Source organism: Mesorhizobium sp. B2-4-17, assembly GCF_006441275.1.
Lineage (GTDB): Bacteria > Pseudomonadota > Alphaproteobacteria > Rhizobiales > Rhizobiaceae > Mesorhizobium.
Map to the genome: position 1 here is coordinate 1 of NZ_VFUX01000003.1, position 12,484 is coordinate 12,484.

General features: G+C 59.7%; 10 protein-coding genes. 8 read left to right on the top strand and 2 right to left on the bottom strand.

Going from position 1 to position 12,484, the window contains the following annotated elements; all coding sequences use genetic code 11:
• The 5 genes from FJ548_RS30140 to FJ548_RS03485 form a co-directional block, all read left to right on the top strand.
• A partial coding sequence (locus FJ548_RS30140) for a hypothetical protein (RefSeq protein WP_210242638.1) occupies window positions 1-465 on the top strand: 465 nt, incomplete at its 5' end.
• The gene (locus FJ548_RS03465) at window positions 465-968 is read left to right on the top strand and encodes a hypothetical protein (RefSeq protein ID WP_140776845.1); all 504 of its coding nucleotides are present in this window, start codon (window positions 465-467) and stop codon (window positions 966-968) included. The genes FJ548_RS30140 and FJ548_RS03465, both read left to right, overlap by 1 nt.
• Window positions 969-1,038: 70 nt before the next feature.
• A complete protein-coding gene (locus FJ548_RS03470; RefSeq protein ID WP_140776847.1) occupies window positions 1,039-1,437 on the top strand; it encodes a hypothetical protein in 399 nt (132 codons plus the stop codon).
• A gap of 273 nt (window positions 1,438-1,710) precedes the next feature.
• Window positions 1,711-3,756 (top strand): hypothetical protein, encoded by a 2,046-nt coding sequence (locus FJ548_RS03475; RefSeq protein ID WP_140776849.1) that lies wholly within the window; start codon window positions 1,711-1,713, stop codon window positions 3,754-3,756.
• 1,077 nt (window positions 3,757-4,833) lie between these two features.
• Complete coding sequence (locus FJ548_RS03485; protein WP_140613121.1) at window positions 4,834-6,036, top strand: pyridoxal phosphate-dependent aminotransferase; 1,203 nt, start codon at window positions 4,834-4,836, stop codon at window positions 6,034-6,036.
• Window positions 6,037-6,078: 42 nt separating this feature from the next.
• On the opposite strand, the gene FJ548_RS03490 is transcribed toward FJ548_RS03485, so the two are convergent.
• On the bottom strand, window positions 6,079-6,474 hold the full coding sequence (locus FJ548_RS03490) for a cupin domain-containing protein (protein ID WP_140613120.1): 396 nt from the start codon (window positions 6,472-6,474) through the stop codon (window positions 6,079-6,081).
• 248 nt (window positions 6,475-6,722) lie between these two features.
• On the opposite strand from FJ548_RS03490, the gene FJ548_RS03495 reads away from it, so the two are divergent.
• The 3 genes from FJ548_RS03495 to FJ548_RS03505 all read left to right on the top strand — a co-directional run bounded on the left by FJ548_RS03495 (window position 6,723) and on the right by FJ548_RS03505 (window position 11,527).
• Entirely contained in the window at window positions 6,723-8,252 is a 1,530-nt protein-coding gene (locus tag FJ548_RS03495) for an EAL domain-containing protein (protein ID WP_140776853.1), read from the top strand.
• A gap of 190 nt (window positions 8,253-8,442) precedes the next feature.
• Window positions 8,443-10,494 (top strand): elongation factor G, encoded by a 2,052-nt coding sequence (locus tag FJ548_RS03500; protein WP_140776855.1) that lies wholly within the window; start codon window positions 8,443-8,445, stop codon window positions 10,492-10,494.
• Window positions 10,495-11,299: 805 nt separating this feature from the next.
• Window positions 11,300-11,527, top strand: a complete 228-nt coding sequence (locus FJ548_RS03505) for a hypothetical protein (RefSeq protein WP_181165765.1) — start codon at window positions 11,300-11,302, stop codon at window positions 11,525-11,527.
• Between the two features lie 29 nt (window positions 11,528-11,556).
• Here FJ548_RS03505 and FJ548_RS03510 read toward each other — a convergent pair whose 3' ends face one another.
• Window positions 11,557-12,453, bottom strand: a complete 897-nt coding sequence (locus FJ548_RS03510) for a LysR family transcriptional regulator (protein ID WP_140692270.1) — start codon at window positions 12,451-12,453, stop codon at window positions 11,557-11,559.
• Window positions 12,454-12,484: the final 31 nt, after the last annotated feature.

The following is a 12,484-nucleotide window of genomic DNA, read 5'->3' on the forward strand; positions in this document are numbered from 1 at the left end:
CCTGCGAAACCGCTTTGCCCATGGTGCACCTCCGCATCCATAGGAATCAGACTTCAGTCGAAAAGGGAATCCCAACGATTCACCCTATTCGCCCGACGCTCTAATCTCCTAAACTCTACTCACTGTTTCAACAATCTATTTTCAAAATCTGTTTTTCAGAAAGGTAATTTTATGCCTGTCAATGTCTCTATTTCCGACCGTTCAATGATCGCCAAGAATGTGGCCGACATGGGTGATGCCGAACGAGAGTTGCTTCGTCGTCGTGCCCATGAGACTGCCGATGCCATCGAAGGGGCGCTCTCGCCAGAGTTCAGCCGCATGGTCACACTCGCTCTTCTAGAACGGGGTGGTGCGACCGACGAGGGAGCCGTCGAGCGGTACCTCGATTCGATCAAGGTCAATCAAAAGCCGGTCAACACCAAATCGATCTTTGCCCAAAAAGGCGCAAGTCGGAGCGCTTTCTGATGAAGGCGCGTTCTGTGCGCATAACGGAGGGTCCCCAGCGGGGGCTCTTCGTCGTGCATGTCCCGTTGTCGCGCTTCGGCAAAGACGAGGCTGTTCTTGAACTCTCAGCCTACAACGAACTCGTCGCTCTGAAGCTCTATCCCAATTGGTCGATCCTAGGCGGGGGCGTCTATGCCAGAGGCCCGAACGGTCTTCGTCTTCTCGTCGCTCGTGTCCTGACGGATGCCAAGGCTGGCGAGGTCGTGGAGTACCGTGACGGCAATCCGCTTAACTTGTGCCTGGAAAATCTCGCAGTACGGGACGGGTTCTCTACCAAGCATGACCGTGCACTACTCATTGAAGCGAGGGATCGGTTAGAGGCTGAGAATGCCGAGAGCATCAAAGCCGGTTCCTATCATCCGCGATTCCGAAAGCCGTTGATCTTCCGTCCTGACAGCGTGGTGAAGTCCCGTCGTCGTGGTCGTGTCGTCTATTCGCAGCCACAGGGAGCGGTCCCACGATGAGTTACCACCATGCCCCTGCGTCCTTCTACCCGGAAGTTGCTGAATGCGCTGACCAGATGTTTACGGCGCTATGACCGAGACCATCGTCGTCGAATACACTGGCAGCTATCGGGCTACCCATCGCGACAGTGGCACTACCATCGATACGTCTGACTCGGCATCCGGTCGGCGCACTTACAAAGACCCGCTCGGCCCACTCTGCCGTGTCATCCGCGATGAGGTAGGATTTTCGCCCGATACCCTGATCCATGTCGAGCGGGATGGCGTCCCTGTCTTCAAGCGGGATCACAGCCTTGCTTATTGGGCTGATCACGATGTTGTCGATGAACAAACCAAGGTGGCGAAGCGGATAAAATATCGGTCTTTTGATGTTCCCGCTGTCTCGGATCACCCGATCCCGTTGGATGCGCTGAAAGGCCACCACCACCACCCAAACAAAGGCATTTTAGACGCTGGGGTGACCGCATGATGGTCAAGCTAAACAAGGTCTGGGGGGTCGTCGTGCGCGGCGACTCCTTCATTCTCCAAAAGAACGGACGAGACTTCAGGGCCTACGGCTCCGTCCGCGAGCTTTGGGAGAACGGGCGGAACCTATTCGGCAAGGTAGACGACACTGCAATAAATCGCCTGTTTATACTCAGATCGGTCGATCCTGCCATAATCCCAGACGGCGAAATCAAACCGGTGAAGCTGGGTTACTGGCTTCATCCTGAACAACTGCCCAAGAGAAAGGAAAGCCACGTTGGCGATAAACGGATTTGGCGACATCGCGCATGCACTAGGATTGAATGAATACGAAGCTCCTGAAGTGAGGATTTATCAAGAGGGGTCCGATGAAAGCCCCGTGGGTCGGCACGTAGTGCCACTAGAGGAGCGAAGCTCCGACCGAAAGGTCGTTTACAGGGTCGATGGTGTCGAGATCGGAGGGGTCAAAGAATACCTCGCCTATCTCGCTTGGAGAGAGAGCCACAAGCGTCCCCACGCCACCCTTGCCGAACAGACGATGGATGACCTGCGCGAGACGTTCAAACGAAACGGCCATCAACCATCGACTGCCCAATGGGTAGGCTTGAAGGATTTGGTTTCCAGCCTTGAGGCAATGGCCGACGGCAAAGCCGAGAAACTCTATTACCTTTCCCCGCTGGACCCCGGCGTAGGCAAGTCTCAGTCGATAATCCATTTCTCCCGTCGTCTGCTTAGGTCAGAAGCCCACAAAAATGTTTCGGTCCTGATCTGTCTTGGCCGTCTGGCAGAGATCAAGCCAATGATCGAACAGATGGGATTGGATGACGGTGATTTTGCTGTCCTTATCCAAGAGGCTGACCAAGACAAGACGAATGAAAGGACGGTGCTCCTTCGAGAATTGAACAAAGCCGGCAATGCCGACAAACGCAGAGCTAGGGTGCTTTTCACGACACAACAGATGGTCGATTCCCGGACTAGGCGTCACGACAGCTTTGAGGCGACGGAGGATTTCCATTACCAAGGCAGACCGCGACAAGTCCGCATATGGGATGAGGCCATATTGAGGGCCAGGGAGATGAGAATTTCCGCTGCTCTGATTGGTGGGATGCTACCCGCTGCGACCTATAGCGAAAGCCTCACCAAGGCATTGAACACCGTCAAAGCCGGCATCGAGACCAAGGACCATGGGGCGGAATTCTGGGTTCCTGATCTGCCTGCGGAAACTGATCTAGACACAAACGACATCCTCGCCCGCTATGGGGACGAGAAGGATGCAATCAAGGAAGCCGCAAGCGACCTATGGGAGTTGTCGAACACTCCCGTGATTGTAGAGAAGATCGGAGCAACCAGCGCCGCTATCCACTACAAGAAACACCTACCCGATGACCTTAAGCCAATGGTCGTCTGCGACGCCTCAGGCAGGGTCAGGAAGACCTACCAGCATTGGGAAAAGGATGTTGGAAAGGAACTAGTCACCCTCTCTCACGGTGGCAAAAACTACCGAGACCTGACTGTCCACATTTGGAGGCGTGGCGGAGGCAAGGCTTCGTGGGATGAAGATGGCGCGGAGACCCTGCTAGAGGGTATTGTTAGGACCATTGATGAGAAGCCGGACGCAAGATTTCTCATCGTCCACCATAAGGCTTCCAAGCGTGTCGCCGATGTCGAGAAAGCGATTCGGAGACGGGTCAAGGATTCGAGACGACTGAAGTTCACGTACTGGGGTGGGTCCGATTTCAAGGCGACAAACCAGTATCGGGATATCGAGAACGTCATCCTCGCTGGAACGCTCTTCTATGACCAAGAGACCTATATCGCTAGAGCGAGGATGTCATCGGGTGTCCGGTCCCAAGAGCAGTTAGACAAGGCTAAGCTCGCGTCGATCAAACATGGCGAACATGCTGACCTGATCCTTCAAGCTCTGTGCCGTGGCGCGGTCAGGAAGAGCATCGACGGGGTTTGTGGGAAGTGTGACGCCTACATCATTGCCGACCCTCAGACAGGCATCCCTGCCATGTTGGAACACAAGGGCGATATCGACATATTCCCCGGATCGAAAGCCGTTGATTGGTCGCCGGTCGAGCGTCAGTTGACCGGCAAGGTCGGAGAGGCTGTCAGCTTCATAGTCCAGTTCTTCAGGGACAACCCCGGTCATGGGGACAAACTACCCGCTCCGCTGGTGGCGAACAAACTCGGCATGACTCGACAAGATTGGAGTAACGACGTTCTAAGTCACCGGGACTTCGAGGGGGCACTTGCTGCCCAAGGAATCCGCCTCGTGCGCATGAGAGGCAAAGGTGGAAGCCACTTCGCAAGAATGTAGGGAGAACAGGTTTCGACATCCCTCATGGTCTTGGTTTTTGATTGTTCGACATATAAGGAATCTAATGTAGGGATTTACTCATTATACTTAAGGGACATTTCCCTACATTAAACTCCTAGCTCCCGACAAGGGGTACTGAACTCCCGAAGGGTAGAGGACTTATCTCCTTCGATCTTTGGAGGTGGTTTACTCTAGTGAACCTGCGGTGCTTGTTTTGGCCCTCTAGCTCTCGCCTTCTAGCTCTGGCCTTCTAGCTCTCGCCTTCTAGCTCTGGCCCTCTAGCTCTCGCCTTCTAGCTCTGGCCCTCTAGCTCTCGCCCAAGAGGTTTGCCACCTGTTTGCAGACCGCTACGTGTTACCAAATTAGGAATAAAAACAAAGCTTTAGAAGACGTTACCTCTAGGTTATTCCCGGTCACACTTGTCACACTCTGGTCACAACGAGGACCCTGTTCGTCGTCATCCCGCCGGGGAACCAAGCAAGGGGATTTTCTCCCCGCTCCACGTCGAGGGTCCCGTTTTCCGGTAAATTCTTGGAGAAATTTTCAGGGGGTCATACCTTAAGTCTTGGCCGGGGGCTGCCCCCCTTGTACCCCCATCGGGCGAGCCTCAGTTAAGGGTCAGAACGTTAGTATTGATGCATCAGACATTGCTATTGATGTCATAAACATCATTCGGACAGGCCATCAAGACCTAGATATTTTTGTCGAACAAACGGCTGGTGTCTACGCAGCGAGGGCTTGCCCATATAGACAGCCCGGAGGGTGTCGTTGAGGGAGCGAACCTGAGAGCGACCGTCGCCGTCAGCGAGCAGACTTGCGAGCGATCATGACGGATAATATGGGCAAGTCCGATGCTGCGCGACAAGGGTTCCTCGCTCCGCGACTGGCGGAATTGGATTGCGATCCTGCCATGCAAGCCTCTACCTTGTGTTAATGAACTCTCCGTTGATCACGCCTCATTGACCGCATCGCCATAGCTGGCCCAGCCGACAATGCTTGCACTTGGCGGCAGCATGCGACATGAGAAGCGCCGCGGCCGCTCCTGGCCGCGCCGATCCTTTGGAGAGACAAAAGGTCATGGCCTTTCTTGCCGACACCCTTTCCCGCGTGAAGCCTTCCGCCACCATCGCGGTGACGCAGAAAGCCCGCGAGCTGAAAAATGCCGGCCGTGACATTATTGGCCTTGGCGCCGGCGAGCCGGATTTCGACACGCCCGACAACATCAAGAATGCGGCGATCGAAGCGATCCGCCGTGGCGAGACCAAGTACCCGCCGGTTTCGGGCATCCTGCCGCTGCGCGAGGCGATCGCCAGGAAGTTCAAGCGCGAGAACAATCTCGACTACAGGCCCGAGCAGACCATCGTCGGCACCGGCGGCAAGCAGATCCTGTTCAACGCCTTCATGGCGACGCTGAACCCTGGCGACGAGGTCATCATCCCCCGCCCCTACTGGGTCAGCTACCCCGAGATGGTGGCGATCTGCGGCGGCACTTCGGTGTTTGCCGACACCTCCATCGACAATGGTTTCAAGCTGACCGCTGAAATACTTGAGAAGGCGATCACGCCGAAGACCAAATGGCTGCTGATGAACTCGCCGTCCAACCCGTCGGGTGCCGCCTATACCGAGGCCGAACTGCGGGCGCTGGCCGACGTGCTGCTGAAGCATCCGCATGTCTGGACGCTGACCGACGACATGTACGAGCACCTGACCTATGGCGATTTCGTCTTCAAGACCATCGCCGAGGTCGAGCCGACCCTCTATGAGCGCACGCTGACCATGAACGGCGTGTCCAAGGCCTATGCCATGACCGGCTGGCGCATCGGCTATGCCGCCGGTCCGGTCCAGCTGATCAAGGCGATGGACATGATCCAGGGCCAGCAGACTTCGGGTGCCTGCACCATCGCCCAGTGGGCATCGGTGGAAGCGTTGAACGGCCCGCAGGACTTTATCGCCAGGAACAAGGCGATCTTCCAAGGCAGGCGCGATCTGGTTGTATCGATGCTCAATCAGGCGCGCGGCATCACCTGCCCGTCGCCGGAAGGCGCCTTCTACGTCTATCCGTCCTGTGCCCAACTGATCGGCAAGAAGACGAAAGCCGGCAAGGTGATCGGCACCGACGAGGCCTTCTGTTCGGAACTGCTCGAGGCCGAAGGCGTCGCTGTGGTGTTCGGCTCGGCCTTCGGCCTTGGCCCCAACTTCCGCATCTCCTACGCCACATCGGAGGCGCTGCTGGAGGAAGCCTGCACACGCATCCAGCGTTTTACGGCATCGCTGACCTGATCAGATAGGCCTGAGGAGGCGGCCGCCGTCTCCGGTCAGGACTCAGCTGCCATACTGCTCGCCGGAAACCGCTTCCAGCCAGTCGACATGGACGCCGTCGAGTGCCTCCTGCATGGCGATATGCGTCATCGCGGTTTTCGGCCCGGCACCATGCCAGTGCTTCTCGCCCGGGGCGAACGAGATGGTATCGCCAGCCCTGATCTCCTGGACCGGGCCGCCCCATGCCTGGGCAAGCCCGGCGCCCGAGGTGACATGGAGCGTCTGGCCGAACGGATGCGTGTGCCAGTGGGTGCGTGCGCCCGGCTCGAAGGCGACCAGCGTGGCCCTGAGCCGCGCCGGCACCTCCGTCTCGACGATCGGCGTCTGCAGAACCCGGCCGGTGAAATACTTTTCCGGCGCGATAATGGTCGGCACGCTGCCGCAAGCAATGATCTTCATCGTCTGGTCCTGAAACTGGTGGTGAAGCGACCGGCGGCAAATGCCGCTGCTGATCGAGGCGAAACACATTCTCGGCCGATATCGGCCGGCGCGCAACCGGCGGTTTCGCCCAGGTGAGGAAGATTCCGGTTTTTTCTCCTTAACCATGAATTTCCCCCGCATGGGGCCGAGAGGCGAAATGACGGCGAATTCAATGTCTTCTTAACGGCTGCGCACTAGCCGTGAGCCTGCATCGCGGGGGCTGGCGGATGAGCATACTGGCAACGATCAAGAACCACAGCGGCCGGATCTACCGCGGCATCCAGGCGCTGCTTGTGCTCAGCATCGGCGCGGCAGCGCTTGGCGCTTTCAATATCTCGCGGGACCTGCCGCCGGGCTGCGCCTTCGCCGTCTCGATCCTGGCCACGAGCCTCGCTTTGCTGGCGTTGATGTATATGCGCAGCAGCGTCGTCCATCGCTTGCGGTCGGCGGAGGCGGCGGAGGCGGAAAAACATCATTTCCTGACCAGGGACGCGATGACCGGGGCGATGACAAGGCGCTATTTTCTCGAAGCGCTGCGCGACAGCCTTGGCACCATGCGCGAGCGGCGCGAGGCAACCCTGCTGCTGATCGACCTCGACCATTTCAAGCAGCTCAACGACACGTTCGGACATCAGTTCGGCGATCTCACCCTCATGCATCTGGTCAAGACCGCCGAACGCATCTTTGCCGGCAGCATGGTCGGGCGCCTCGGCGGCGACGAATTCGGCGTCATCATCCCGCACGCAGACCTCAACGCCATCAACAAGAATGTCAGGCAATTGCTGGATGCCATGCGGGCGGGCAAATCGCATGAAGGCAAGATCATTCCGCTCTCCATTTCGCTCGGCGTGGCGCTGGCGCCCGCCCATGCCTCGAACACGACGGAACTGATGCTGGTTGCCGACCTGGCACTCTATGAAAGCAAGGCGGCCGGCCGAGGCCGCGTCACCGTGTTCGACGAGGAGATGCTGTCCGACAAGCGTTACCGCCGTCTGGTCGAACGGGAATTGCGCGCGGCGATCTATCTCGGTGAACTCGAACTGCACTACCAGCCCATCGTCAACCCGGACGGTTCCACCCATGCCTTGGAGGGGCTGATCCGCTGGCGGCACCCGGTTCGCGGCCTGATCTCGCCGGCCGAGTTCATTCCGATCGCCGAACGCTCGACCTTGATCGACATGCTCGGCGAATGGGTGTTCAAGCGGGCTTGCGCCGATGTCGGCTATTTCCCCGGGCGCCGCATCTCGATCAACGTCTCCGGCGAGCAGCTCAAGCGCGACGAAATCGTCACCATGTGCGACCGCGTGCTGAAGGAGACCGGCCGCCCGGCGGCGCAATTCATCATCGAGATCACCGAGACGGTGGCGACCGCGGCCACGCCCGAGATCCTGCGGCGCCTGGAAGCCTTGCGCGGCCTCGGCTTCCACATCGCGCTCGACGATTTCGGCACTGGCCATTGCGGCTTCAACTATTTGAAGGCCTTGCCCATCGACATCATCAAGATCGATCGCTCCTACATACGCAGCCTCGCCCATGACCAGGTGGCGCAGATCTTCGTCTCCGCGCTTGGGCAGATCGCGCGCATCCAGGACGTCACCATCGTGGCGGAAGGCGTTGAGACCGCGGAAGAATTCGCGCTGGCCAAGGCGGCGGGCTGCAACCGCTTCCAGGGCTATTATTTCGGACGGCCGACGCCGCGCGACAAGCTTGCTCCCGTTCGCACCGTCAATGTCGACCCCCTGGCGCTGAGCGCCTGACGCTGCCCGGATTTCTATTTTCCTTGCCCTGCCGGCAAACAAGTGGGACGATGCTTTTGGGCAGGTGGCGCTTGAAAAGAACCCCGCCCGCGACGGTCGAACAGGCCGGCCGCCGCTCGGGACCGATTGACCAAGCCTGAACCATGAATGCCAGTCGGTCCTACGGGAAACGCCTGAGTGGAGGTCAGTCATGGGTAATCGCGCCGGAGGACGACGCACGGGACCGAAATGCATTGCCATAGTCGGTCCCTTCGCAAGCGGTAAGACGACACTTCTAGAAGCCATATTGGCCCGCACGGGCGCCATCCCCCGCCAGAACCCGGTTTCCTCGGGCAGCACCGTTTCAGACCATTCGCCAGAGGCACGCGCCCACGCCATGAGCGTCGAGGCGACAATCGCCACCACCGAATTCATGGGCGAGCAGTTCACCTTCGTCGATTGTCCCGGCTCGATCGAATTCTCCTTCGAGGCCGAGCCGGTGCTGGCCGCCTGCGACGTAGCAGTGGTCGTGGCCGAAGCCGATGAGAAGAAGATCCCCGCCTTGCAGCTCATCATGCGCAAGCTCGACGATCTCGGCGTGCCGCGCATCCTGTTCCTCAACAAGGTCGACAAGGCGGTAGCAGGCGTGCGCGACACGCTGAAGATGCTGCAGCCGGCAAGCTCGGTGCCGCTCCTGCTGCGCCAGATTCCGTTGCGCAAGGACGGCGTCGTCATCGGCTCGATCGATCTGGCGCTGGAGCGCGCCTACATCTACCGCGAATATGCCGAAAGCGAGGTGGCTCAGATACCGGGCGACGACAAGGCGCGCGAGCTGGAGGCACGCTTCTCCATGCTGGAGACGCTGGCCGATCATGACGACCAGCTGATGGAACAGCTGCTCGAGGAGATCGAGCCGCCGAAGGACGCGGTTTTCGACGATCTGACCGCCGATCTGCGCGACGGCGTGGTGACGCCGGTGCTGATCGGCACCGCCGAGAAAGGCAATGGCGTGCTGCGCCTCCTGAAGGCGATCCGCCACGACGCGCCCGATATCGAGGCGACCCGCAAGCGGCTCGGTGCCCCGGATGGCAACGCCACCGTGGCCCAGGTGATGAAGACCATCCACACACCGCATGGCGGCAAGCTGTCGGTGTCGCGCATCCTGTCCGGCCAGGTCGCCGACGGCCTGGAGCTCTGGCTGCCGGGCGGCGGCACCGCCAAGGTCTCCGGCATCTACAAGATGCTGGGCAAGGACCAGGTCAAGCTCACCGCCGCCAAGGCTGGCGATACAGTGGCGCTCGGGAAGCTGGACGACGTCAAGACCGGCCAGACGCTGACCTCGGCCAAGGGCGGCACCAAACAGCTGTTCGATGTCGAGCCGCCACAGCCGGTCTTTGCCTTTGCGCTGCGCCCCAAGGAGCGCAAGGACGAGGTCAAGATGTCGGCCGCCATCCAGCGGCTGGCCGAGGAGGACCCCTCGCTCAGCCTGCGTCACAACCAGGACTCGGCCGAAACGGTGCTGTCCGGCCATGGCGAGATGCACCTGCGCGTCGTGCGCGAGCGGCTGGAGGGCAAGAACCAGATTGCGGTCGAAGGCCATGCGCCGGCCGTGCCCTATCGCGAGACGATCCGCAAATCGGCGCAACAGCGCGGCCGCCACAAGAAGCAGTCCGGCGGCCATGGCCAGTTCGGCGATGTGGTGATCGAGATCAAGCCGCTGCCGCGTGGTTCCGGCTTCCAGTTCACTGACACCATCACCGGTGGCGTCGTGCCGAAGACCTATATCCAGTCGGTGGAGACAGGCATACGCGACTATCTGAAATCCGGCCCGCTCGGCTTCCCCGTCGTCGACATCGCCGTCAACCTGTCGGATGGCTCCTACCACGCGGTTGATTCTTCCGACATGGCCTTCCAGATGGCAGCGAGGCTGGCGATGAAGGAAGGCATGGCTGCCTGCTCGCCGGTGCTTCTGGAGCCGGTGATGAAAGTGGAGATCGTCACGCCGTCGGACGCCACTTCCAAGATCATCGCGCTGATCCCGCAGCGGCGTGGCCAGATCCTCGGCTATGACGCGCGGCCCGACTGGCCAGGCTGGGACGTCGTCGAGGCGACCATGCCGCAGGCCGAGATCGGCGATCTGATCATCGAGTTGCGTTCGGCAACCTCGGGCGTGGCCAGCTATCGCGCCGCCTTCGACCACATGGCCGAACTCACCGGCCGCCTCGCCGACGAAGCGATGAACACCAACGGCAAGGCTGCCTGATTCTCATCCAATGCATGTCGCCCAAAATTGCGCAGCGGTTTGGGCGACGTGCATGAACAAGACCTCAAGCGCGTCGCTCTGATGCGAGGCGCTTTGGCGCAGCATCCGTTTTGTTCGGGGGACAAAACCAAAAACGACGCCCGGGGGGCCGGACGCCGTTTTGTTTGCGGACCGTTTTCTTGGGAGGAGAAACGGCAGGTCCGCCGCATGTGCAGTTGCCGATCTTCGGCGGAAAAGGTTCGGACGCGGTAGCCGCCTGAGCCCGGCCGTCCGAGTGATGCCCCCATCTCTCGTCCGAACCACACCGCGTCCTATCATCTACTTAGCAGGTCGAGGATGGCCTTGTCATGTTACCAGAGGTTACATGACACTGTTACGTGGCAATTCCGGCGAACTTTTCCGTCACCATGGTGGCATCCGGGCAACAAAAAAGCCGGATCAACGAAGATCCGGCTGAGTTTGATTGGAAGTGCCTGTTAAGGCTAACCTCCAGAGGGGAACACTCAAGGGCGCTAATGGGAGGAGAACGCGCCCAAGAGATGATCTATATATGTGCTCATCATGCCCAAGAAACAAGCATCTATTTTGCAACACACGCATGCAAAAAGACACAGGCTGTGGTCTAACCCATTCATGGTGCCAATAGGACCAGCAGATTCGTCAAAGATGGAGCACGCAACCGGGCAATTGCCGTCTTGAGAACGTCAATTCCGGACGACTTTGCTCGCAAATGACGAAAAACACCTGATGACCTGGAAAGAGGCAGTGGTCGTTTAATTCTGAGGCAGCCAGGCAAGGACATCCAATGCGCCCCTTTTCGGCGATCGCCGGCAGCGGCATCTTCCTGGTCGCGGCACCCGGCGTGGTCGCCGGACTATTGCCTGGCTCTGCGATCGCTGGGGGCCTGCCATTGTCAGCCATGCCTGGCTTTGTCCCTGCCGGCGGCGTTCTCATCGTTGCGGCAACCGGCGTGCTGCTGCATGCCTTCGCCCGTTTCGCGCTGGAAGGGCTGACGCCCTGGCGGGGCGGATAGACCACCACCGCCGGCGCTGCCCCCGTGGGCTAATAGGACCAGCTGCGCGCCTTGGCGATGATGAAGTCGCGAAAGACATGCAGCTTCGCCTGGTTCTTCATCGCGTCGGGATAGGCGAAATAGGTGTCGAAGGACGGCACTTCGGTTTCTGGCAGGAGCTGCACCAGGCCTGAGTCCTTGGAGATCACATAGTCGGGCAGCATGGCGATGCCGGCGCCGCCCTGCACGGCGCGCTTGATCGACAGGATGTCGTTGATCTGCAGCGTCGGCACACGCTGGCCGCCTTCGAAATCGCCGATCGTCTCCAGCCAGTTCAGCTCCGACAGATGCGAGGGCACCGGCACGCCGAAGGTGACGATGCGATGGCTCTTCAGCTCCGCGATCGAAGCCGGCTTGCCATACTTGGCGACATAGGATGGGGCCGCGTAGAGATGGAAATGCACGGTGAACAGGCGGCGCTGGATCAGGTCCGGCTGCTGCGGCTGGCGCAGCCGGATGGCGCAGTCGGCCTGGCGCATGGTGAGGTCGAGTTCCTCGTTGGCGAGGATCAGCTGCAGGCTGATCTCGGGATAGAGTTCGATGAATTCCTGCACGCGTTCGGTCAGCCAGCCGGCACCCAGACCCACCGTCGTCGTCACTCTGAGCACGCCGGAAGGCCGGTCCTTGGTCTCGGTCAGACGCGACTTGATGGTCTCGAGCTTCATCAGCACGTCATGCGCCGTGCGGAACAGCATTTCGCCCTGCTCGGTCAGCACCAGGCCGCGGGCGTGGCGGTTGAACAACGGCACGCCGACATCATGCTCGAGCGCGCTGACCTGCCGCGAGATCGCCGATTGTGAAAGATGCAATGTCTCGGCTGCGTGCGTAAACGACCCCGCTTCCGCCGCGGCGTGAAACACGCGTAGCTTGTCCCAGTCCAACGCCATGATACCCCTCGTTCTGTTTGGCGTCTGAATG